Here is a 24102-nt window from a genome sequence, read left to right on the forward strand (position 1 = left end):
AAGCTACATTCCTAATTTTTTTCTCTTGCTATTAATATGAGCTTCAATGCCTTTAGCAACTTCTACAGGATCGTCCCCTATGGCTACCTTACCACCTGTAAGCCCTTCTACGTCTTCTGTCAGAAGTTTTACTAGATTTGGTGCTCCAGTAATAAATGGAGTAGGAGATAGATGTGTATAGCAGCCATATGCTACTGTAAAGATACCATCTATAGTTGCCTTTTGCTCCATCCATTCTGGTGCTGTGACGGCGATTGGAAGGTCAGGGATGTCTACATCTAAATGATCTGCCAAAGCAGTTACGAGCATAGAGATTCTACCAGTATCTGTACAAGTACCAAAGCTCAATACTGGAGGTATTCCTAAAGCTTTGCAAATGCCTTTTAGACCTTCTCCTGCCATTTCAGCAGCGTCTAGATTACAAAGTCCAGCTACTTCTAAACCATGGTTCCCGCAACCACCAGCAACAACTAAGATATCCCGTTTTATCAATTCTCTAGTAAGGTTTACGGTATTCCAGTCTTGTGGACCGTTTCTTAATGTAGAACAGTTTGCTAGAGCTACAACTCCCTTGATTTGTCCTTTTGAGATTACATCTACTAGGGTGTTTAGATCATTGCCAATAGCACCTAATACTGCTTCAGTAGAGAAACCAGCAATTGCCTTTTGTACATGTTTTGGTACCATTGGAGTAATTTTTCCGTGTCTCTTTTTAAAGTTCTCTATAGCTAATTCAATGCATTTGTCTGCCATCTCATCTGCTTTTGAAGGATAGTATGGCATATTCGTTTCACAACCAGGTACTCCGATAATCGTACTTACGCTAATGAGAGCTACTTGATATTTTTCTGCATATTGATCAATCGCTGGAGGAGAACAGTTTTCTTCCATAACGAGTGCGTCTACAGTTCCTGTTGCTAAAAAGGGCTCGATAGAAAGCCAGTTACCCATTAATCCTACAAAGACATCGTCTACTTCAAATCTTTGTAGTAATTCTTGCCCTGTTTCAATGGAACCTACAATTCGAAGACCTTTTGCACCAGCTTTTTTGGCCATTTCTTGGTATTCTGCTTTCTTTGCCTTTTGCAAAGTAGCAACGCCAATCCAAGGTTGGTGACCATTAAAGGCAATATTTACATAGTCAGGATCCATAATCCCTAAGTCTACATTTACTTCATGAGGCATTGGAGTTCCAAATAAAATATCTTGAGTCATTTCCAAGCCTATTTGAGCAGTGTAAATAGTAGAAAGTCCAAGTCGAAGAGCTTTTGTTGCTAAAGAAACATAATCTCCATCTACATTTGTCAAGCAACTTGCAATGGCGTTTTGAACTTCATGCTCGACGCCACAAGGATAGATATGAAGGTTTCTCCAAACATCATGACGTTTTTTAGGAGCAAAAGCCTTAACCATTAAGCTTTCTTCATCTGGAGTTATTTTCATTTCTTTGTCAAAGAGATCTGCTAGTTGAATAGCCATAGCATTTACATCTTGATTTGTATCTATTCCAAGTGTTGCACACATAGATTTTAACTTATCTATATCCTTAATTTTAAAGGATGTTTTTCCTTCAGCAGTAGCTTTTAGGGTTCTAAAAGCTTCATAAGCGTGGTGTCCATAAGTGGCAGCACCCATAATATTATGCATAAGGAAATTTCTCATAGCCATTGCATCTGGTCCAATGCCACAAACTCCTTTGGTAGCTCCTGTCTTTTCATTAATACGACAAGGACCTTGCGTACATAGTTGACAGCTTATTCCCTCTAAACAAAATTTACAGCGTATTTTTTCTTGCTCTGGCCATCTTGAAAATACGCTAGAAAGGCCATCGGTTTGAATTCTCCTTAACATTTCTTCAACTGAATCGTGGTAGCTGACTCTACCTTCCATTTTTTCTAAAATTGTCTCAGACATTAGTTCCTCCTCATTTCATTAAATACTAAGATTTCACCCTTAGTATGCGTTGATCTGTAAATAAAATGAGCAAAAAGAAAAAATAGTTGGAAAATTAATCATTTGATTTTTGTCCCAATAATATAGTAAATTCTACAGAGATTTCTTGAATATCTGAATGTAGTACCTGCTGTATTCTTTCTTGAGAGACTTTCCATGATAGAGGAGTCATGGAAATTAGATGCTCGAGATTAGTCTTGTCTATAGGAGCCTTGTATTCTAATGAGTGGGTGCTTAGGAGCTGATAGTTTTTCTTAAAATGGTTTATAACCCTTTCATTAGAATAAGTTTCTTTCTCTGTTTCGTTATAGAAGGCATCTCGTAATTCTCGTAAGTAATTGGATCCTGGCACAACTTTTATGAGTAAGCCATTTTTTTTAAGAATTCGATTAAATTCTGCATAGTTTGAAGGGGATAATACATCTAATATTATATCAAAACTCTGATTTTTAAAGGGATTTTTTGTTAAGTCGCCTACACACCAAATGCATTCTTTGTATTCCCTAGAAGCAATATGTATCCCGTCTTTAGAAATATCGATACCAATGCCTTCATAAGAGATGCTTCCATTAGATATGTTTTCAATAATTTGAGAAAGATGGGACCCTTCGCCACAACCTATATCTAATATATTAATTTTATTTGAGCTTTTAATTTGCTGTAGAGTGATGATTTCACTGATTTTTTTGATTAAAGGTGTGAAAAATCCACTTTTACATATAATATTACGAGATTCTAACATAGAACGATTGTACTCTGTCTTTACATTGTGAAGAAGAAAATTGATATACCCGTTTTTTGACAAATCAAAGCAATGATTTTTTTTACATCTTAAGCTATTATATTCTACGATTTCCATACTACTTTCGCAGATTGGACATTTAAATACTTTAATATTATTTTTTATCTTCATTTTACCTAAAGGTATTATTTTATCTTTCATCAATGAACACACCTCTTATTATGAATAATTTGAATAGATTAATTCTTTTGTTATAAATATTAAATACTAAAAAAACAAACCAAATTATAAATGCTGTTAAAAATTACCTGATTATTTTATTCTTTACGAAACATACTATGACTATAACATAAAAAGGAGGCAATAAAAATGAGTAGAAGAAAACAAAAAGCAGGATTAGAACAATTCAAACAAGAGTGTGCAAGAGACTTATCAATAAATTTAAAACAAGGATACAATGGAGACTTAACTTCTAAGGAAGCAGGATCTGTTGGTGGAGAAATGGTTAAGAGAATGGTTAGAGCTTACGAGGAAAAAACAAATCAAAATCAAAATATGCAGTAGTTATATAATAAGGAAACAGCAATTACGAGAGACAAAGGAAGAATAATTATTTCCTTTGTCTTTTTCGTTATAGATTGGACAGTTGGACGGGATAACTTCTTTTAGCGGAAAGTGGAATGTTGAAAGCTGAACTCGCCTTTAGGCGAGGAATGCTTTGACAACTGCTTAGCAATCGTTTAACTACCGTTCAACTATTGTTTAAAAGGGGCATAAAACGAGTCGCCAATAGGAATAATATACTCATCATAAAAGAATGAAAGGAGCATTTCTATGGCTAATTTTACTGGAACTGTTAAATGGTTTGACAATGATAGAGGCTATGGGTTTATTTCTACAAATGATGGAAAAGATGTTTTTTTGCATCATTCTCAAGTGAAAGAAAAAAGCCATGACAAGGATATACACGAAGGGGAAGAACTGACTTTTGATATAAGAGAAGACGAAAAAGGTCCAGCTGCAATTAATGTTCAAAAAATGTGAGGAGGACAAATTGAATGAATAGAGTACACTATTATGTAATAGGATTACAAAACAATACAGAGAAGACACAAATAAAAAATGCCTTAGATAAATTAGACGGAGTGCAAATGGTTAATGTAGATCTTGGTCGAGGCTCAATAGAAGTTGGATTTAATGAAGCAACAGGTGAAGATGAAATAAGAAAGACAATAGAACATACAGCATGTTGTAAAATTAAACAATAGATATTTGCACTAAAGAACTTTTAAGTGTAGAGTATAGTAAATAGCTAAAAGCGGAATGCGGAAAGCTGAAAACTCGCCTAAAAGCGAGGTAAAGTAAGATCCTTCGCTTATGCTCAGGATGACTAGGTAGTCAACTAGAGCCATCCCTGCGGGTTTTTAGGTATTGGGACCTTAGCTACTGCTTAAGTCATTCTTGAGCGTAGCGAAGAATCTTGACCCTAAAGGAATATCTTAATACTAATGACTAGCAACTAAAACGTTTATAGCACTTTAACAGGAGGTGATACAAATTGAAAAACTTTTTTCGAACTGAATTTGATTACGAAGAAGACCCTTATGATCGCCTAGAAGAAATTGTCAACAACAAGAGCAAATATAAAGATTTTACGAATAAGTCAACATTAAAAAAACCAGAGTTTGACTATGAAGAAGACCCTTATGAACCAGAAATCGATTTTGAAGAATAACTTGTGAACAATAGTTGAACGGTAGTCGAGCAATCGTTATACAGTAGTTAAGCAATTGTTTAATTACTGTTCAACCTACCTAAAATCGAGAAGGTATTGTATGAGTTGCAGATTTAGTCATCAATGGTGACCTAAAAAGTTTTTACTTAGAACTTACAACATAGAACTTAAAACTAAAGCTAAAGCGCCTCAGGCGCTTTCTCGACAAATTTCGACTTGTTTTATAAAAATTCTATTTACAAAAACTACTTCATGTGTGATAATAGTGGAAAAGAAATCTTTAAACAGGTACAGGGATACCAGTAAGATTAATATTTCTAGCATGTCACGCTATGACCATGCTCAAAACACGAATTTTAATCTTGCTGCGACACTGCAGCAAGATTTTTTGTGCGAAATTGCTTTCTATCTATCCCATTATACCTACCAATTCAAGGAGGAGAATTATGGAAAACCAAAACACAATACGAGGTTATTTACCTGACGAAAGACCACCTTTCCTAGAACTTATTCTATTTGCAATTCAACAAATTGTTGTTATGTTTCCAGCCACGGTCTTAGTAGCGCTTATTACAGGTTTTCACGTTTCAACGACAATCTTTGCAAGTGGTTTAGCAACCTTAGGGTTTATTTTAGTTACAGGTAGAAAAATACCACTATATTATGGCTCAAGTTTCTCTTATATTGCAGCAATTGCTTCAATAATGAGCGCAGATGCTTTTGCAGGTTATTCTTTAAATGACAAAATCTCAATTGCACAATTTGGAATTATCATGTCTGGTTTTGTTTCAATTGTAGCAGGCTTTGTCATTCAAAAGAGTGGAAAGAAAATGATTGATAAAGTGCTTCCACCAACTGTTACAGGAAGTATTGCCATCATTATTGGTCTATCTTTAGCTGCTAATGCTATGGGAAATGCCTCAGCTGTCCCAGCAAATGTTTTAGAAGTAAATCAAGCTACTGCAAGCAGTTATGCATGGGTTATTGCAGTTGTTACTTTAATTGCAACAATTTTATATTCCGTTTACTTAAGAGGTAAGTTAAGTCAATTGCCAATTTTATTTGGACTTTTAACAGGTTATGCAGTAGCACTCATCATTGGAAATGTAACAGGAATTCAATTTGTAAATTTTAACACTATCGTATCTGATAGCATTATAAATATGCCTATATTCACATTCCCTAAACCAACTGTGGCTGCAGTAGTGGCGATTATGCCTATTGCTATTGCTACAATCCCTGAATCAACAGCACATATTTATCAATTAGATATTTACGTAAATGAATTAGCAAAGAGAAAAGGTAAGAAAGAAAGATATAATATTGAAGATAAACTAGGGTTAAACCTTATTGGAGACGGTTTGGGAGATATTATATCTGGTTTTATCGGTGGACCTGCTGGTACAAATTACGGTGAAAACATCAGTGCTATGGCCATATCAAAGAACTTCTCTGTACCAGTACTAATCGTAGCAGCTATCATTACTATGGTGATCTCTTGCTTTACACCACTTATTAATATCATTTACTCCATTCCAACATCTGTAATAGGAGGATTGTCTATTTACTTATTTGGCGTTATCGCAGCGCAAGGTATTACAATTATGATGGATAAAAAAGTGGATATGTTTAGCTCTAAGAACTTAGCAGTTATTGCGGTTATATTAATCATAGGATTAGGTGGAACATATCAGTTTGAAGGCGGCATGATTCCAATGTTCGGAACACAACTTCCAGCACTAGCAACAGCAGCTATTGTAGGAATAGCGTTAAATTTACTTCTTTCAATAGGGGAAAGAGATTAGTTGAAAGCGGGATGCTGAATGCGGAAGTTTTAGTGATGAGCTATCAGCCACCAGCTACCAGTATTTTAGGGCTAGGCTCTGCGGGTCAAAGGTCCTTTGTTGGTGCTTAGGATGACTGGGGTAGTAGTTAGGCTTATTTATATCAAAAAGTAGGGACACTTTAAAAGTGTCCCTTTTGTCATTCTAATATACAAGGAAAGTTCTGTTTTGAGATTTAACTGCTATTAAGCCATCTTTATATATAGTTTAATCTTTGACTTGTAAGATTCCACCCTAGCACTGGTAGCTAGTAGCTAATCGCTGGTTTTCAGCTTTCGGCATTCAACTTTCAGCGATTAATGCTTGTTATATGATGAAAAATCGCTTCTTTAAAGTTCTTCCTCCAGGTTACGTTTCTTCCATTAAAGGTATGTTGTGATACTACGGGTTCGCCCGTTATAGGATCAAACCCAGTGATAATAGTTGAGTGTTGAATTCGATCTTGAAAATTCTTGTATTGTATAAGGTCTCCTATCTGCACTTTTCCAGCAATATCTCTAGAGTATAAATCTTGATTTGCTAAGTAATAAGTATCTGCTTTTATGCCAAAGCTTCTATTTTCCACTGTAGTAGTTCGTATATACCAATAAAGTGAATGGGCTACAGCCCAGCTGATAGAAGTTTGACCATTGTTATACCACCAAGGGTGTGTATTATTATAGTCGTTTTGAGCGCCACCAGCCCGTAAGCATTGAGAGATAAAATTTGTACAGTCGTCATTTTCAAAGTACACGTAATCTGGATTAGGGTTTAGAGCATATTGTAAAGCGTATTGAACAGCAGCATTTCGATTGTAAATCACCTTTGTCACATCCTTTCTTGCTATATCATACGCACTGTTAAGAAAAGAGTGTATGAAAAAGGTGGTCAGGTGGTCAGTAAAACCTTTTTAGCTGAAAGCGGAACTTTAGTTGGAAAAGCTTGATTAGTTAGCTAGTCAGAAAGGTCATGCTTTTTTGGTGGGAGCTAATGAAGAGTAGGGTGCCTTAGCAGGTCACCATGGGTGACCTAAATTTCAGCTGTCCGCTTTCCGCTTTCCGCAAATACTCAATTATTGATTTCACCCCTACCTTTTATATAAGACTTAGAATTAAAACAGATGTTTTACATAAAAAGCAACAAACTTACGGCCATGACAGCCATTCCAGCTACTAATCCATACATTGCTAGATGTGTTTCAGCATAGGCTCTTGCTGTTGGTAATAACTCATCTAAGGAGATAAATACCATAATTCCAGCTACAATACCAAATAAAATGCCTATAAATAATTTCATGCTGCCAAAAAAGGCATACAGTAAAAAGTATCCAATTATTGCCCCAAGAGGTTCAGATAGCCCTGATAAAAGAGATAACTTAAAAGATTCCTTTCGGTTACCAGTAGCATAAAAGACAGGTATAGATATAGCAATTCCCTCAGGTATATTATGAATCGCAATCGCAATAGCGATAGGAATACCCAATGAAGAATCTTCTATAGAAGCTACAAAAGTTGCTAAACCTTCAGGAAAATTGTGAATGGCTATAGCGAGCGCCGTGAGGACGCCAATTCTTTTTAATTTGTGATTAGAGTGTTTGTCGTGTTGATTTATATATTCAACCATCTTGATTTCTTCGGCGATATGTGGCTCGTGGGGATTATCTTCAGTTGGCACTAATTTATCGATGATAGCAATAATTAATATTCCCGCAAAAAAAGAAGCAACTGAAACCCAAGGACCTAATTCACCTCCTAATTCTGTAATAAGGTAGTCCTTGGATTTTGGTAAGATTTCAATCATAGATATGTAAACCATTACCCCTGCAGAAAACCCAAGAGCAAGAGATAAAAACTTGTAATTTGTTCTCTTTGTAAAAAGGGCTAAAAGACTTCCAATCCCTGTAGATAAACCTGCAAATAAGGTAAGCCCAAATGCAAATATAACATTATTAAAGTCCATATTACACTCCTTCGTCACGAAACGACATTTATTTTAACATATTATAACACGAATTAAGTTGTAAGTTCTAGGTTCTAAGTTCTAAGTTCTAAGTTCTAAGTTCTAAGTTCTAAGTTAGAAGTTGTTGTGAACAGACAAAAAATATAGCTGAAAGCCGAAAGCTGAAAGCAGAACTTTCTATGGAATTTAGTACTAACAACTATATATTTGCTTACCACCCTACCACCTTACCACCTTACTACCTCGTATGTTATAATAGCTATTAATAGAAAAACAGCTAAAGAAAAAGGTGGAGTTTTATGCGTATCTTACATACTGCGGACTGGCATTTGGGAAAACACTTAGAAGGATTTAGTCGTATGGACGAGCAAGAATCCTTTCTAGAGGATTTTATAGATATTGTTCAAAGAGAAGAAGTAGATATGGTTATCATTGCAGGGGATATTTACGATACCAGTAATCCCCCTGCTCGAGCAGAGAAGATGTTTTATGATGCCCTTAAAAAAATATCTGCTCATGGGGAGCGTTTGATCTTAGTTATAGCTGGCAATCACGATAATCCAGAGCGTTTAGTTGCTGCAGGACCTTTAGCAAGAGATCATGGGATTATTATGCTTGGCACACCAAAGACAGTAGCTCAAACGGGTTTTTATGGAGAGCATAAAGTAATTGCTAGCAGTGAGGGTATGATAGAGGTGGAAATCAACGGAGAAAAGGCCGTAATTCTAACCATTGCTTACCCTAGCGAAAAGAGATTAAATGAAGTTTTGTATAAGGAATTGACTACAGATGAAGAAAAATTAGCAACTTATGCAGAGAGGATACAAGCTCTCTTTACAGAGCTAGAGAATTATTTTAGAGAAGACACCATTAATGTAGTAGTCAGTCATTTGTTTGCTATGGGAAGTGAGGAGGAAGGCTCCGAAAGAAATATACAGCTTGGAGGAAGTTATATTATTGATGGAAGGTATTTTCCACAAAAGGCACAGTATATTGCATTAGGCCATATTCACAAGCCTCAAATCGTGCCAGGTACTCAAAAAAGAGCTCGCTATGCTGGTTCGCCTATTCATTACAATAAAAAAGAAAGACATTTTCAAAAAAAGTGCTTCATTGTAGATTTAGAGCCAAAAAAAGAAGCTCTTATTCATGAAGTTCCCCTAAAGGTGTACAAGCCCATAGAAGTTTGGCAGTGTGATAGCATTGAAAAGGCAATTGCCCTATGCGAAGAGAATAGCACAAAAGAATGCTGGACTTATTTAGAAATCAAGACCCAGCGTTTTATTAGAGAAAATGAAATCAAGACTATGAAAAATTATAAAAAGGATATCATTGAAATCATGCCCATATTATTATGTGATGAAAAACCCACAAATGAAATAACAAATATGGCCGATAAATCCTTCGAGGATATTTTTCGAGAGTTTTATAAAAATGAAAGAGAGACAGAGCCTGATGAGGAACTTGTTAATATGCTACTAGAGCTGGTTAAGGAGGATATGTATGAAGCCGCTGAAGCTGAAGGTTAAAGGGTTAAATAGTTTTATAGAAGAACAGGTAATCGATTTTGAGAAGCTGACCCAAAAAGGCTTATTTGGCATTTTTGGTCCTACGGGTAGTGGTAAATCTACAATACTAGATGGAATTACCTTAGCTTTATATGGAGAAATGTCTCGAAAAAGCTCAAATTATATTAATACTAATGTGGATACCATGGAAGTGAGCTTTGAATTTCAAATTTCATCTGCTCAAGTGAAAAAATACCGTGTTACTAGGGATTTTAAAAGGGACAAATCAGGAAGCATCCACACAAAATTAGCACGAATTATTGACATTACAGAGGAGCAAGAAATTATACTTGAAGAACAAGTACGCCAGGTAAATAATAAATGCCACGAAATTATCGGATTAAATATTGATGACTTTACGAGGACGGTAGTCCTACCACAAGGGAAGTTTAGTGAGTTTTTAAAATTGCAGGGCAAAGAGCGAAGAGAAATGCTTGAGCGCTTGTTTAATCTCGAAAAATATGGGGATGAGTTGTCTCAAAAGCTGTACAATGAAATCAACAAGTACCGACATGAAGAAAGTGAAATGAGCGGACAGTTAAAAAGTTATGAAGATGTAAACAAAGAGCTTATAGATGAAAAAGAAATACAAGTGAGAACTATCAAAGAAGAACAAGAGCGTATGAATATAGAAAAGGCTAAGATGGAAGAAACGTACTCAAAGTCTAAAACCTTGTGGAGTCTACAATTAGAGCTAAATAAATACATGGAAGATATGAATACTTTAGAAGAACAAAGGCAAGAAGTCAAAGGGTGGAACGAAAAAGTGCAACTAGGACAAAAAGCATTGAGGGTTCTTCCATATATTCAAAACTTTGATAAAAAGATAGAGGACATAAAGAATGAAAAGAAAAAAAATGATGAGCTAAGTAATCAATTAAAATCAATTGAATCAAAAAGAGCAGAGATTCTAGAAAAATACGATAAGGCATATAAATCAAAAGAAGAGGAATTGCCTGTACTACAAGAACTTCAATTTAAACTTCAAGATGGGTTAGCAATTGAAGAAGCATTAGAGGTGCTGTATAAAGAAAAAGAGGTTCTAACAAGAGAGTTTGAAGAAAACACACAAAAATTAGAGGAAAAACAAAAGAAAAAAGAAAGTCTGCAGAAAAAAGTAAAAGAGACTAATGATCAAATAGTGCAAAAAGAGCTGGAGCTTGAAGAGGTAAATACTCCCCATGAGTATGTAGAACAACTTCGTATGGCCTTCTCTATAGATCAAAAAATAGATGAATTAAAGGCTGCTAAAATTCAAACAGAGAATGAACTAATAGGCATTCTAAAAGATATGGATGATACTAAAAGAGAATATGATTCTTTAAAGAAAGAAATAGAAGAACAGGAAAAGTCATTAATAGAACAAAATGAAAAACTAGGCTTCTTAACTCAGTCTCCACCTGGAGATGATGAATGCCTTCTAATATCTAGCAATCAGTTAAATGATTACAAGAATAAATGGAAGATGTATAGTGATTACTCTTTAGCCATAAAGAATCAAGAAGAAGAGATTAAAAATTACGAAAAGGAATTAGAAGAGAAGAAAAATAAAAAAATAGTTTTAGAAGAAGAGTTTACTTTGTTAAATGAAAACATAAACCAACTCAAAACAGAGAACATAGCTCTTTCTCTAAGAGAAAATCTTAAGGAGGGAGACTCCTGTCCTGTTTGCGGCTCTACAATGCATAATATAGAAGTAGGCGATTCTTCTAGGATTAATGTAAAGAAATTAGAGGAATCCTTAAAGGAAAAATCAGACTTAATTCACTCTTTATCTGCACAAATAGCAAAGGCAGAAGGAGAAATGGGACTAGAGAACAAAAATATTCTAAAAATAAAAAGGGATTTAGAGTCTTTAGGTGAAGATTTTTTAGAGCATCCTATTGAGATATTAGAAGAAAATTTTAAAAAATTACAAGAAAACATTCAAAAGTACAAAGAAGAAAAAGACAAGCTAGAACAGAACATTCAAACAATAACAAAAAAAAATACAGAAAAACAAATCACTTTTAGCGCATCTGTGGAAAGACTTAACAATTACAGTATTCAAAAGACACAAATTTTGGCTCAATTAGAAACGATAAAAAAGGAATTACATGAAAATCAAGAAGCACTAGAAAACTTCCAAAAGAGTTTGCAAATTCTTGATGTAAAGAAAGAAATGCATGAGATAAACGAAAAAGAAAAGAAAAAAAATGATCTACAAAATCAATTAAAAATACTAAGGGAACGATTAAAGGTCGATCAAGAGCAAGAGGGGATTCTTATTAAAGTAGAATCGGACTTACATAGGATTTGCACTCAAAAGAGTTCAGATTTAAAGGGAGTAGAAAAGAGTATTGAAGAAAAGAAAAACTCTCTACTCTCTAAGCTTGGGCAGATCTCTGATATTTCTAAAGAATTAGAAAAGACAAAAGAAAAGATTGAAAAAATTAAAAAAGATTTTGAAACAAGCCAAAATCAAAAGGAAAAAAACGATATAGCTTTTAGCCAATACAGCGAAAAGCTAAACATAAGTAATTCTTACCTTCTTTCTATGGAAAAAGAGCTTCAAGAAGTACAGGAAAGCTTAAAAGTAAAATTATGCGAAGAGAATTTTGTAACAGTAGAAGAAGTGAGAGATTGCTCTTTGACTTTAGAAGAGATTAATAAACTACAAAAGAGCATCGACAAATTCAATAATGATTTTAATCAATTAAGTGGTGCTGTAAATCGAATTTTAAGGAATATGAATGGAAAGAATATATCTCAAGAAGACTATGAAAAAATTCAAGAAGACTGGGAAAAAATCAACACTCAAGAAAAAGAACTAGAGACCAACAGAATAAGCTTTGAGAATGAATTAAACAATATAAAGAGAAGATTAAATGAAAAGAAAAATATAGAAAAAGAAAAAAGAAAAACAGATGAGAAATTAGGCCTTTTACGAGATTTGGAGAAATTATTTAAGGGAAAACGCTTTGTAGAATACGTGGCTTCCTATCAGCTTCAGTATGTATCCTTAGAAGCATCTGAAAAGCTAAAATGGATTACTAGAGGGAATTATGGCCTTGAAGTAGATGAAAAAGGAAAATTCATCATTCGAGATTATAAAAATGGGGGAGCCATGAGAGATGCTTCTACTTTATCAGGTGGAGAAACGTTTCTAGCATCTCTTGCATTAGCATTGTCCTTATCTGCCCAAATACAACTTAAGGGCACTGCCCCCCTTGAATTCTTCTTTTTGGATGAGGGCTTTGGCACCCTTGACGATGAGGTTTTAGAAGTAGTAATGGATTGCTTAGAGAGAATCCACCACGAAAAATTGTCTATTGGCATTATTAGTCATGTAGAGTCTATTAAAAACCGGGTTCCCGTAAAACTACTGATTGAGCCTGCAAAAGCTGGTTTAGGTGGAAGTAAAGTAATAATCGAATATAGTTAATGAATAATGATAGATGGATAGGAGTGGGGGCTTTGGGCATACCACATCTATCCATTTAAAAATATCTGTGTTAAAATGAAGTAGCTACAAAGGATAAAGAAATAGAGGGATATACTTATGAAACATATTGTCATAACGGCAGGGGGTACTGTTGAAAAAATTGATGAAGTGCGCCAAATCACCAACACTAGTACGGGCAAATTAGCTCGTTTAATTTGTAAAGAGGTCTTAGACTATCTTGGGGATGAAGATTTTACCGTTCATTATATAATGTCTAAGAGGGCTGTAAAACCTGAGGTTGTACAGAGTAAGATGATGATCTATCCTGTAAGTGATACACAAAGTGTAATAGATGCAATCGACAAAGTCTACTCTCAGCATAAGATAGATTACTTTATTCACTCTATGGCTGTCTCTGATTTTACCACGTCTTATACAGCACCAGTGAGTATTTTAGCAAAAGAAATTTCTAACTTAATACAAGATAACCCTGTGGAAGAATTGGAAGAAAAAATACAAGAAATTTTGACTAGTCCTTATTGTGCTTTACCAAGAGGAGCAAAGATTTCGTCTAGAGAAGATATTGTACTTGGTTTAAAGAGAACGCCTAAAGTCATATCTTATATTAAAGATAGAGATCCTGAGACCTTTTTAGTAGGATTTAAATTGCTAAACGGCGTATCAGAAGAACGATTAAAAGAAGTAGCATGTAAACTTGGAAAAGATAATGACTGTAATTTAGTTCTTGCCAACGATATGTGTAATATTAATAATGAAAAACATGAAGCCATATTATTAAAAGATGGTTGTATTGTGGAGCGGTTTCATACCAAAGATGAAATTGCAAAGGGAATTGTAATGAGAATGTTAGGAGAGAATAAATGAGTAAATGTATTACGGTAGGTGTAACTGGAGGAATCGCAGCATACAAAGCGGCAGAAATCGTCAATGATTTAGTAAAAAAAGGGTTTGAAGTCCATGTAATCATGACAAAAAACGCTACAGAATTTGTGCAACCATTAACTTTTCAAACCTTATCTCATAATAAAGTCATTGTTGATATGTTTGATAAAATAGACAAATGGGATACAGAGCATATCTCACTTGCAAAAAAGACCGATTTATTTGTCATTGTACCAGCTACAGCAAATTTTATTGGAAAATTAGCCAATGGAATAGCTGATGATATGCTACAAACTACCTTAATGGCCACAAAAGCCAAGATCATGATTGCCCCAGCTATGAATACAGGCATGTGGGAAAATCCAATTCTCCAAGATAATATTAAGAAGTTACAAAGATATGGTTATACTATACTAGACACCGATAGTGGTCGGCTAGCTTGTGGAGATATGGGCAGTGGAAAATTGTTAGATTGGCGTATTATTGTGGAGAAGGTAGTAGAAGAGATAGATACTTTGCATAATTGAGTTTCGTTAGATGGTTTGCTTCTTCGACGAGAAAATTTTTTAGCGAAAAGCTGAAAGCTGAAACTCGCCTATAGGCGAGATAATGTAAGAGCTAGCTTTTGCACTCAGGATGACTATGTAGTTTAATAAAGATGATTTTATGATTTTCTCCACTCCATTAGGTAGAAAGTTCTGCTTTCAGCATTCAGCTTTCCGCTTTTATAACCTTCTCCGAAAAACATATTTTTAGTAGCTAAGCTTTTTACTCATAAAGGAGAGATAATCTATGAATAAAAGATTCGTCTTTTTACTATACAATCCTGTTGCTGGGAATAAAAGTTTTCCTAATCACCTAGATTATTTTATTGAGGTATTTCAAAATAAGGGTTATGAGGTGCATTTATTCCGAACAAGTTCTGCAGAGGACTTTTCTAATGTTTTTGAAAATAGGGACGTGTCTATATATGAGGCCATATTTATTGCAGGTGGAGATGGATCTGTAAATGCTCTCGTCAATAGTATGATTAAGCTTAATATCGATATCCCCTTAGGGATCATTCCAGCAGGTACTATGAATGATATTTGTTATAATATTGGTATGCCTATGGACATAAGACAAGTTATAGAATCCTTGTCTGTACTACAGACAGAGTATGTAGATGTAGGACTTGTTAACGATCAGTACTTCTTAAATGTATGCGGTGGTGGTCTATTTATGGAAATTTCTCAGAACACAGATCGCCAACTGAAAAATGTGATGGGAAGAGTAGCTTATTATCTTACTGGCATTCAGCAATTACCAAATTTTAAGAAACTGAATTTAAAGATTTCTACAGAGGAACAAGTTATAGAGGATGAGTTTTACTTTTTCATTGTTATGAACGGAAGGGGCGCTGGAGGCTTTCACAAATTGGCTCCAGAAGCTATGATGAACGATGGGAAATTAGACCTGATTGCTATAAAAGTATGTCCTCTAAACGAACTATCTGTGGTATTTGCAAAGATATTAAGAGGAAATCATTTATCCTACAAAAATATACTTCATATACAAAGTGATCATTTCTCTATTGAAAATATGGAAGAAGATTATCATGTGATTACGGATATAGATGGAGAAGAAGGTCCCAATATGCCTTTAAACTTGCAGATTCTTTCTAGAAAGCTTAAGATGATTTTGCCACCTAAAAATTAAATATAATAAAGATGACAATCCCACTTCAAGATTTTGATGAAGTGGGAGATTTTTATATAGTAGAAAAGTTCTACTTTTAGACTTAGATATTATTTGAGTCCTCTTTATATGTGATGGAATCTTTGACCTGTAAGATTTGACCCTAGCAGTGATGGCTAAAATGCCAAAGATGCTCTCTTTATACTAATTAAACATATAAGATTAATAATATCGAATATTTACAAGAAATCATTAATGGTATATAATACTTTCATGTTATAATGATTTTTAGACAATATTTTAATCTGAGTTTATAATATGAAATACAGAAAATTATTTTAGGAGTTTGCAATGAAAGAAAAAATCATAGAGATAATAGATTTGACAAAATCCTTTCATACCAAGGATGGAGAAGTAAAGGCACTAGATCACATTGATTTAACAATACATAAAGGCGATATTTTTGGAATCATCGGTATGAGTGGCGCAGGTAAGAGTACCTTAGTTCGCTGTATGAATTTTTTGGAAGTTCCTACAGCAGGTACGGTCATTGTTGACGGACAAGATCTATTTGCTTTGAGTAAAAAAGAATTAAGAGAAGTAAGACATTCTATGGGGATGATCTTTCAGCAGTTTAATTTATTAATGCAAAAGACAGTAATGGAAAATGTCTGTTTTCCACTAGAAATTGCAGGCGTCAAGAAAGCAGAAGCACAAGAAAAAGCAAGAGAACTCCTAGCTATAGTAGGATTAGAGAATAAAGAAAAGGCATATCCTTCTCAATTAAGTGGTGGTCAAAAGCAAAGAGTTGCCATTGCCAGAGCTCTAGCCACAAATCCAAAAGTATTACTATGTGACGAAGCAACCTCGGCACTAGATCCCACTACAACTCGTTCCATCCTGGCACTGCTAAAAGATATTAATAAGAGACTGGATATTACGATTGTCATCATCACCCATGAGATGAGCGTTATCGAAGGTATTTGCTCTCATGTTGCCATAATTGATCAGAGCAAGATAGCAGAGTCTGGACGAGTTCAAGAAATATTTACTCATCCGAAAACTCTTGCCGCTCAAAAACTAGTCTATCCAGATGGACAAAACACTGGCGAAAATATAGGCGAGAAATGTTTACGTATTGTATTTGATGGTAGTTCTTCTTATGATCCAGTAATGTCTGAGATGATCTTAGCTTGTAAGGCACCAGTCAATATTCTCTATGCAGATATGAAAGATATCGAAGGAACAGCTATTGGACAGATGGTCATACAATTGCCTTCGGATGAAAACTTAGCCGAAAAAATTATTTATTATCTAAAGAACAGAAATCTTACAGTAGAAGAGGTGAATTATCGTGCTTGATAGTGGAACCATATCCATGTTTGCCGTAGGCTTATTAGAGTCTTTGTATATGACATTAGTCAGTACATTTATTGCCTATTTAATAGGATTACCAATGGGTATCTTAGCTGTTGTAACGGAAAAAGATAATATTTTGCCAATAAAGTCGTTAAATAGCATTTTAAATACCATTATAAATATTACTCGTTCTATACCTTTTTTAATTTTAATGATTGCCATTATACCTTTGACTAAGAAGATAGTTGGTACACCTATTGGTTCTACTGCAACTATTGTACCTCTAGTAGTTTCAGCAGCTCCTTTTATTGCTAGAATGGTAGAATCTTCTATTAAGGAAGTAGATAAAGGTGTTATTGAGGCAGCTTTATCCATGGGAGCATCACCCTTTCAGATTATATATAAGGTAATGCTACCCGAGGCAAAACCTTCCTTAATTGTTGGCATTGCCATAGTCACTACAACGATTTTAGGTTATTCAGCCATGGCAGGAGCTGTAGGTGGAGGTGGTTTAGGAGCCATCGCTATTAATTATGGATATCATAGATATGAGTACTTTATTATGTTTGTGACCATTATATTATTAATCATTTTAGTACAAATTTTTCAAGAAATAGGCATGAGAATTGCCGATAAACAAGATAAAAGAAAATAAAAGGGGGAATCATTTATGAAAAAAGTTATTAGTTTACTAACCGTTGCAGTTTTATCTATTTTTGTGTTTGTAGGCTGTAGCGCATCTGACGACAAGATTATAACAATTGGTGCAAGTCCATCTCCTCATGCAGAAATTTTAGGGGTGGCAAAAGAAGTGTTAGCAGAGGAAGGTTATACTTTAGAAATTAAAGAATTTACGGATTATGTTGTCCCAAACACTGCTTTAGATTCTGGAGACATTGATGCGAATTTCTTTCAACACAAACCTTATTTAGACGATTTTAATGCACAAAAAGGTACAGAATTAGCATCTATTGCAACAATTCATTATGAACCACTAGGTTTATATCCAGGAAAAACAACTAGCCTTAATGAATTAGCAGATGGCGCTACTATAGCTGTTCCAAATGACACGACAAATGAAGCAAGAGCATTACTATTATTAGAATCAGCTGGACTTATAAAAGTAGATCCAAATGCAGGTTTACAAGCTACAATAAGAGATATTACCGATAATCCTAAAAATCTAGTAATCAAAGAAATAGAAGCAGCTCAAGTTGCTAGAATGTTAGAAGACGTAGATATGGCAGTAGTCAATGGAAATTATGCTCTATTAGCTGAATTAGACGTTGAAAATGATGCATTAGTAAAAGAAGAAAAAGACTCTTTAGCTGCTACTACTTATGCAAATATTGTAGCTGTTCATCAAGGAGACGAAGAAAGAGAAGATTTAAAAGCTCTGGTAAAAGCACTACAATCAGAGAAAGTAAAAGAATTTATTCAAGAAAAATATGAGGGTTCTGTTGTACCGATGTTTTAAGTAAGGTGGTCGGGTGGTCAGGTGGTCAGGTGGTCAGCAAAAGCATAATGCCACTGCTGCGCTTGTGGCTGAATGCAATACCATCTTCTAAGACCCTAGCTACTGCTTAGTCACCTTGAGCGTTAGCGAAGGGCCTTAGAAGTCATATAGAAAAAGCTTAGACGTACAAGTCTAAGCTTTTTCTTATTGTAATGCTATAAATAAATTCGATGTAAGGTTGTTTTTGACCCAAAAGGAATACCCTAATGCTAGTGACTAGTTGACTAGTGACTAGCGACTAAATGCGCTGAATGCGCTAGTCTATGTAGTTTATGATATCTTTTGCATGATCTACTACAATTTCTGGGTTTAGTGTTAGTAAGTAGTTTTTGTCTCGAAAGCCCCATGTAACCACGATGCACTTCATACCTGCATTTTTGGCTGTTTTTATATCTACTTCGGAATCTCCTATGTAAATGCATTCTTTTGGTTTGGCTCCTGCTATTTTAGCCAGAGCTAGAGCTCCGCTTGGGTCGGGTTTTCTTTCGTAATCTCCGTGAGAGCCGATGACTTTAATGAAACTCCACTTGCTTAAGTATTGATCTACGATAAAATCTGTTACATCCTGATTTTTATTGGTATTAACTGCTAAGGGGATACCTAAATTTGTGATTTTATCTAGTACTTTAGCGATACCTGGATAAAGGTTCATGCCTGCTCCGTAGTGCTTGCCGTAGGTTTTAATCATCATAGAGTAGTATTTTTCTACAGATTCTGAATCTTTATATTCTTCAGGAAGAGCCCTAAATACTAGATGTTTAATGCCATTACCTACAAATTCCTTGTATTTTAAAGTAGGATATGTTTCGAAATCATTTTCTTTTAAAACTTGATTCATAGAAAATGCAATGCCTTCTAATGAATCTACTAAGGTACCATCTAAATCAAAAATCATCAGCTTAGTTGTCATATTTACCACCTCAAAGACAAAATATTTGTAATACAATTATAGCATATTTAAATTTGTCTCTATTCAGAATAAGGAATAAAAGGATTTACATTCTTACAAAGTGAGAATTTGACAGAATGTCCAATATCCATTATATTTATATTATAAATCAGATATGATAACTAGGTTTAGGGGGTGAATGAAATGAAAATATCTACAAAAGGGAGATATGGCCTACGGGCAATTATTGACTTGGCGCTAAACTCTAATGGAGAGCATGTTTCTTTAGTAAATATTGCAGAAAGACAGGACATCTCGAAGAACTATCTAGAACAGGTTTTCTCAACATTGCGAAAAGCAGATATTGTGAAAAGTGTAAAAGGAGCCCAAGGTGGCTATGAACTAGCGAAAGACCCTTCTGAAATTACTGCAGGCGAAATTTTAAGGGCTCTTGAAGGAAGTTTATCTGTAGTAAATCCATCTAATGAAAATGAAAGCAATACAATAGAAAAGTGCATTAAGAAGAATGTGTGGAATAAAATTGATGAAAGTGTAAATACAGTAATTGATAATACTACCTTAGAAGATTTAATAAACGAATATAAGAAAGATTCTGATGTAATTATGTATTATATCTAAATAGCTAGATTATGTGATTTCTAACATAATTTAATAATTCCTTGCATATAATGAGTACAGGAAAAAGGGGTGTATAAATTTGAAAGAATTTATCTTAATGCTCGTATTACTGTGCTCATTTTTTATGTTTGGATGTTCTACAGGATCAGAGGATGCTGTGAATATTACTGACAACAAAAGTACTGATATTGCTGTGGAGGAGAATACTATTGAACAAGTGCAAATGCCAACTAAGTTGAGTTCAACGAAGACAAATTTGAATACTTATTTTGCACTTATTGACAGACCTCTAGAGGAACTCGAGTCCTTATGTGGACAAGCTGATGTAAAAGATGTAATGTATGGTGGAGACTTTTATTACTATGACAAACTAGAAATAGGATTTGGCGTTGATGGGGATATTGTAACTTCTATTTATATCTATGAAGGAGAATTAGATAATGGGATTAAAGTCAATATGTCCTTAGAAGAAGCATTAAAAATTCTTCAATTATCACAAGCGGATGTAGAAGAAAACGAATACGGTATAATATTAGTCTTCTCTAAATACCATTCTTACGATGCCTATCTATCCTTTGATGAAGGAAAGCTACAAGAAATCCTCATTAAGAAGAGTTAGGTCTTTAAGTTTTTCCCGTCCAACCGACCAACGAGCGAACTGTCCAACCAGTCATCAAGAAATCACACAAAAACTAAAAAAGGAGGATGTCAACTCCTCCTTTAATTGTCATTCTAAATTATTATTTCGATCTCCATCAGGGTTTGAACGGATAAAAATTTGCCCATCTCTGTGTACTACATGGTAACCTGGGAAGTCACTGATATTGTTTGCAATTTCCTCAAGTGTATAAACTTGTCCAGAACTTACGTCTTTGAATTTCTTATTGCGGCCACCATCACCCTCTTCAATTACTTGAAGTTCACGTTTTTCCATTTTCTTACCTCCTTGTGTCTTAGTTTTACCTATTATTTGTAATCAAAGATAAAATATACTCAGGAGAAAAAATAAGCGTTTCAAAACAACTATTTTTTCTAATAGAAAAATCTTACTTTGGACCTAAACTCCTTCCTTAATTATTCTGAGGCTTTGTCGAAGGATCTTGACCCTAAAGGAATACATACAAGCCAGAGACCAATGATTAGTGACTAACGCGCCTTCGGCGCGTAGCCTATTCCAACTATTGTCACTATATTTAACATATCGGAATTGTTATAATGGTAATAGAGAACAAGAATTACCTAAGGAGGCGTTTATGAAAAAGAGACATTTTATTATAGCATCAATCGCGTTGATATTTTTCATTGCTTTGGGTATAAGTATTTACATAAATCGATCAGAGATTACAGAGATTCACTATAGAGACTTTGTACAAGATTTAGAGTCAGGAAAAGTACAAGAAATCAGAATAAAGGATGAAAGTGTACTAACGGTAAACTTAAAAGACGGAACAGTCTATGAGACAACGAATCCTCAAAGTGACTCTATGAGAGAGTATTTTCTGTTAAATGGAGCAAGTATAAATGAAAATCAGAATAAGGTTGCAGATTCCGTTATACAAACTTTAGGACTCGTTGCCATAGGTGCCTTTGCTATCTTTTATATGAAAAAGAATACTGGAAAAGATAAATTAGAAGTAGTAAATATCAATGATCAAAATTCAGGAGATAAACCTATCTGCAATTTTGAGCATGTTGCAGGAAATGATGAGGCAAAGGAACTTGTAAAGGATATTATTGACTTTATTAAAGATCCTGATAAATATGCTAAGCTTGGAGCCAAAATGCCTAGAGGTATACTGCTCTATGGACCACCAGGAACAGGTAAGACCCTTATGGCTAAGGCTATAGCTGGTGAGTCTGGAGTTCCCTTTTATGCAGTATCTGGTTCTGATTTTGTTCAGATGTATGTAGGAGTCGGTGCAAGTAGGATTCGTCAGCTTTTTCAAAAGGCAAAAAAAGCAAAAAAAGCAGTAATTTTTATTGATGAAATAGATGCAATTGGAAAAAAGAGAGGTAATGGAGTAACACAAGGAAATGATGAAAGAGATCAAACCCTTAATGCTTTGCTCACAGAAATGTCTGGTTTTAACAGTCATAGTGGCATTGTAGTAATTGCTGCTACCAATCGCCTTGAGACATTAGATGAGGCTTTAGTGCGACCTGGAAGATTTGATCGGCTAATTGAAATTGGTTTACCAGATATTAAAGCTCGTAAGAGAATACTTAAATTACATTTAGATGATAAACCAGTACATAATTTAGTAAATATGGACAAGTTAGCTAGGGAGACTGTTTACTTTAGCGGTGCTATGCTTGAAAACTTAGCCAATGAAGCTGCGATTATCGCCGCAAATAAAAATGAAAATGAGATTTCTCAGAAAGATTTTGATGAAGCTTATTACACGATTATAGCAGGCTCTGCTAAAAAAGATCTTAGTACCATAAGTACAGAAGATCGTAAGGTGACTGCTTATCACGAAAGCGGACACGCATTAGCTACAAAACTGCTGCAACCAGAAAATACAGTAAGCAAAGTGACGATTATACCAAGTACTAAAGGTATCGGTGGATTTAGTATGAGTATTCCAAAGGATAGACAATATAGAACAAAAAGTAGCATCCTTTGTGATATAAAAGTGTTATTAGCAGGTAGAGTGGCTGAGGAGTTAATCTTTGGCGAAAGCAATATTACTACAGGTGCTTCTAATGATATTGAAAAAGCCTCTCAATTAGTCAAAGAATACGTATCAAAATTTGGAATGGATGAAGAACTTGGCTTATTCAATTGTGACGCAGCTTCTATGAATCCAGACACGGCAGTAATGGATAAATGCAGAGAACATATAAATACACTATATCAAGAAACAAAAGAAATCATGCTAGATAATATAGATCTTTTAAATCTATTTGCGAAAGAGCTTCTAGAGAGAGAAACCTTAAACGAAGAGGATTTGGACTTACTAGTTCAAGGGCATGTGGCGTAAATATTATGTAAAGCTTGTAGATGTTTTTAAGTATAAGCTGAAAGCCGAACTCTCTATGTACTTCGGTAGAAAAGACTTTAGAATTGCCTATACAAACTACCCGATTCATCCAGAAGAGTTTGCGACGAAGGCGAGTTTGCTTTTCCCGTCCAACGAAAAAAGAAGGTCGATTATTCCATGAGGATAATTCGACCTTCTTTTTTACTCTCTTTTAGGTTGATAATTCTTTGGTTTTTAGAGCCTTTAAAGACTAGGCGATAATCTTTTTCTTTTTCCATGAAAGGTCCATCTACTAGGATATCACATAAATGTAGTAGCTCTTTCCAAGAATTATTTTGTGAATGGATAATGGCCTCATAAAGGTATCCTGTGTAGACCATAATATTTAAATTAGAATTTTCTTTAATCCTTTTAGCTAAGTCTAAGAATTCATCCCCTTGCTCTAAAGGCTCCCCACCGCTAAAAGTGATTCCATCCAAAAGTGGATTAAGTGATAGTTCTTTTATAATGTCATCAATATCCACCATGTAGCCTTCATCAAAAGAATGTGTGCGGGGATTATGGCAACCTGGACAATTGTGTTTGCAACCTTGGGCAAAAATCACATACCGTATCCCCGGCCCATCTACAATAGACTCCTTTACAATACCAGCAACGCGAATGTTCATTAAAAAAACTCCTTTTAAAAAAGTTGGACGGTTGGTTCGTTGGTCGGTTGGACGGGAAAATAAAAAGCAGAAAGCGGAATGCGGAAAGCAGAAAAAATCACACTCACCTGAAGGGGAGCGTGATTTTGCTTACCACCTTACCACCTTACCACCTTACCACCTTACCACCTTACCACCTTACCACCTCGTATAATGTAGTTATGATATTTGATAAATTAAATCTACATAGTCTAACGAATTTTTATCTTTATAATAGTATCTAA

Annotated in this window: 23 protein-coding genes and 1 pseudogene; 17 read left to right on the forward strand and 7 right to left on the reverse strand. The window is 34.8% G+C overall.

Annotated features, from left to right (window positions below; all coding sequences use genetic code 11):
- Nucleotides 1–3 precede the first annotated feature (3 nt).
- The gene (cooS, locus tag DES36_RS07675) at nucleotides 4–1914 is read right to left on the reverse strand and encodes an anaerobic carbon-monoxide dehydrogenase catalytic subunit (RefSeq protein WP_113920643.1); all 1911 of its coding nucleotides are present in this window, start codon (nucleotides 1912–1914) and stop codon (nucleotides 4–6) included.
- A gap of 94 nt (nucleotides 1915–2008) precedes the next feature.
- On the reverse strand, nucleotides 2009–2896 hold the full coding sequence (locus DES36_RS07680) for a methyltransferase domain-containing protein (RefSeq protein WP_113920644.1): 888 nt from the start codon (nucleotides 2894–2896) through the stop codon (nucleotides 2009–2011).
- Between the two features lie 168 nt (nucleotides 2897–3064).
- On the opposite strand from DES36_RS07680, the gene DES36_RS07685 reads away from it, so the two are divergent.
- The 5 genes from DES36_RS07685 to DES36_RS07700 all read left to right on the forward strand — a co-directional run bounded on the left by DES36_RS07685 (nucleotide 3065) and on the right by DES36_RS07700 (nucleotide 6235).
- Nucleotides 3065–3259 carry an alpha/beta-type small acid-soluble spore protein gene (locus DES36_RS07685; RefSeq protein WP_113920645.1) on the forward strand — a complete coding sequence of 65 codons (195 nt, stop codon included), beginning with the start codon at nucleotides 3065–3067 and terminating at the stop codon, nucleotides 3257–3259.
- Nucleotides 3260–3529: 270 nt separating this feature from the next.
- The gene (locus DES36_RS07690; protein ID WP_113920646.1) at nucleotides 3530–3739 is read left to right on the forward strand and encodes a cold-shock protein; all 210 of its coding nucleotides are present in this window, start codon (nucleotides 3530–3532) and stop codon (nucleotides 3737–3739) included.
- A 14-nt stretch (nucleotides 3740–3753) separates the two neighbouring features.
- The gene (locus tag DES36_RS07695; protein WP_113920647.1) at nucleotides 3754–3963 is read left to right on the forward strand and encodes a heavy-metal-associated domain-containing protein; all 210 of its coding nucleotides are present in this window, start codon (nucleotides 3754–3756) and stop codon (nucleotides 3961–3963) included.
- 290 nt (nucleotides 3964–4253) lie between these two features.
- Nucleotides 4254–4430, forward strand: coding sequence for a hypothetical protein (locus tag DES36_RS14795; protein WP_170128227.1), 177 nt, complete (start codon nucleotides 4254–4256; stop codon nucleotides 4428–4430).
- 446 nt (nucleotides 4431–4876) lie between these two features.
- Entirely contained in the window at nucleotides 4877–6235 is a 1359-nt protein-coding gene (locus DES36_RS07700; protein WP_113920648.1) for a uracil-xanthine permease family protein, read from the forward strand.
- Between the two features lie 328 nt (nucleotides 6236–6563).
- On the opposite strand, the gene DES36_RS07705 is transcribed toward DES36_RS07700, so the two are convergent.
- On the reverse strand, nucleotides 6564–7076 hold the full coding sequence (locus DES36_RS07705; RefSeq protein WP_170128228.1) for an amidase domain-containing protein: 513 nt from the start codon (nucleotides 7074–7076) through the stop codon (nucleotides 6564–6566).
- Nucleotides 7077–7378: 302 nt separating this feature from the next.
- Nucleotides 7379–8212 carry a zinc transporter ZupT gene (gene zupT, locus DES36_RS07710; protein ID WP_113920650.1) on the reverse strand — a complete coding sequence of 278 codons (834 nt, stop codon included), beginning with the start codon at nucleotides 8210–8212 and terminating at the stop codon, nucleotides 7379–7381.
- 299 nt (nucleotides 8213–8511) lie between these two features.
- Here zupT and DES36_RS07715 point away from each other — a divergent pair, with 299 nt between their 5' ends.
- The 8 genes and pseudogenes from DES36_RS07715 to DES36_RS07750 all read left to right on the forward strand — a co-directional run bounded on the left by DES36_RS07715 (nucleotide 8512) and on the right by DES36_RS07750 (nucleotide 18620).
- The gene (locus tag DES36_RS07715; protein ID WP_113920651.1) at nucleotides 8512–9741 is read left to right on the forward strand and encodes a metallophosphoesterase family protein; all 1230 of its coding nucleotides are present in this window, start codon (nucleotides 8512–8514) and stop codon (nucleotides 9739–9741) included.
- Entirely contained in the window at nucleotides 9716–13204 is a 3489-nt protein-coding gene (locus DES36_RS07720) for an SbcC/MukB-like Walker B domain-containing protein (protein WP_113920652.1), read from the forward strand. Before DES36_RS07715 ends, DES36_RS07720 begins: the two co-directional genes overlap by 26 nt.
- Before the next feature lie 117 nt (nucleotides 13205–13321).
- Nucleotides 13322–14089, forward strand: coding sequence for a phosphopantothenoylcysteine decarboxylase domain-containing protein (locus tag DES36_RS07725; protein ID WP_113920653.1), 768 nt, complete (start codon nucleotides 13322–13324; stop codon nucleotides 14087–14089).
- Nucleotides 14086–14616: pseudogene (locus DES36_RS07730) on the forward strand (flavoprotein); the annotation flags it as partial. The gene DES36_RS07725 and the pseudogene DES36_RS07730, both read left to right, overlap by 4 nt.
- Nucleotides 14617–14899: 283 nt before the next feature.
- The gene (locus DES36_RS07735; RefSeq protein WP_113920655.1) at nucleotides 14900–15805 is read left to right on the forward strand and encodes a YegS/Rv2252/BmrU family lipid kinase; all 906 of its coding nucleotides are present in this window, start codon (nucleotides 14900–14902) and stop codon (nucleotides 15803–15805) included.
- A gap of 330 nt (nucleotides 15806–16135) precedes the next feature.
- A complete protein-coding gene (locus tag DES36_RS07740; RefSeq protein ID WP_113920656.1) occupies nucleotides 16136–17146 on the forward strand; it encodes a methionine ABC transporter ATP-binding protein in 1011 nt (336 codons plus the stop codon).
- A complete protein-coding gene (locus tag DES36_RS07745; protein WP_423230752.1) occupies nucleotides 17139–17798 on the forward strand; it encodes a methionine ABC transporter permease in 660 nt (219 codons plus the stop codon). The genes DES36_RS07740 and DES36_RS07745 overlap by 8 nt, the downstream gene beginning before the upstream one ends.
- Before the next feature lie 15 nt (nucleotides 17799–17813).
- Complete coding sequence (locus DES36_RS07750) at nucleotides 17814–18620, forward strand: MetQ/NlpA family ABC transporter substrate-binding protein (protein WP_113920657.1); 807 nt, start codon at nucleotides 17814–17816, stop codon at nucleotides 18618–18620.
- A 295-nt stretch (nucleotides 18621–18915) separates the two neighbouring features.
- Here the strand turns inward: DES36_RS07750 and DES36_RS07755 are convergent, their stop codons facing one another.
- Nucleotides 18916–19569, reverse strand: a complete 654-nt coding sequence (locus tag DES36_RS07755; RefSeq protein ID WP_113920658.1) for an HAD family hydrolase — start codon at nucleotides 19567–19569, stop codon at nucleotides 18916–18918.
- Nucleotides 19570–19752: 183 nt separating this feature from the next.
- Here DES36_RS07755 and DES36_RS07760 point away from each other — a divergent pair, with 183 nt between their 5' ends.
- Nucleotides 19753–20187, forward strand: a complete 435-nt coding sequence (locus DES36_RS07760) for an RrF2 family transcriptional regulator (protein WP_113920659.1) — start codon at nucleotides 19753–19755, stop codon at nucleotides 20185–20187.
- Nucleotides 20188–20266: 79 nt separating this feature from the next.
- Nucleotides 20267–20806, forward strand: a complete 540-nt coding sequence (locus tag DES36_RS07765) for a hypothetical protein (protein WP_113920660.1) — start codon at nucleotides 20267–20269, stop codon at nucleotides 20804–20806.
- Nucleotides 20807–20914: 108 nt separating this feature from the next.
- Here the strand turns inward: DES36_RS07765 and DES36_RS07770 are convergent, their stop codons facing one another.
- Nucleotides 20915–21121, reverse strand: coding sequence for a DUF3892 domain-containing protein (locus tag DES36_RS07770; protein ID WP_113920661.1), 207 nt, complete (start codon nucleotides 21119–21121; stop codon nucleotides 20915–20917).
- A gap of 319 nt (nucleotides 21122–21440) precedes the next feature.
- Between DES36_RS07770 and DES36_RS07775 the strand changes: the two genes are divergently transcribed.
- Together DES36_RS07775 and DES36_RS14800 are read left to right on the forward strand one after the other, a co-directional pair.
- A complete protein-coding gene (locus DES36_RS07775; protein WP_113920662.1) occupies nucleotides 21441–23171 on the forward strand; it encodes an ATP-dependent metallopeptidase FtsH/Yme1/Tma family protein in 1731 nt (576 codons plus the stop codon).
- Nucleotides 23161–23352: a hypothetical protein gene (locus DES36_RS14800; RefSeq protein WP_113920663.1), complete on the forward strand. Its 192-nt coding sequence runs from the start codon at nucleotides 23161–23163 to the stop codon at nucleotides 23350–23352. Before DES36_RS07775 ends, DES36_RS14800 begins: the two co-directional genes overlap by 11 nt.
- Here the strand turns inward: DES36_RS14800 and nrdG are convergent.
- The gene (gene nrdG, locus DES36_RS07785) at nucleotides 23342–23839 is read right to left on the reverse strand and encodes an anaerobic ribonucleoside-triphosphate reductase activating protein (RefSeq protein WP_113920664.1); all 498 of its coding nucleotides are present in this window, start codon (nucleotides 23837–23839) and stop codon (nucleotides 23342–23344) included. The genes DES36_RS14800 and nrdG overlap by 11 nt on opposite strands.
- Between the last annotated feature and the right edge of the window lie 263 nt (nucleotides 23840–24102).

It is taken from the genome of Alkalibaculum bacchi, assembly GCF_003317055.1.
Taxonomy (GTDB): domain Bacteria; phylum Bacillota; class Clostridia; order Eubacteriales; family Alkalibacteraceae; genus Alkalibaculum; species Alkalibaculum bacchi.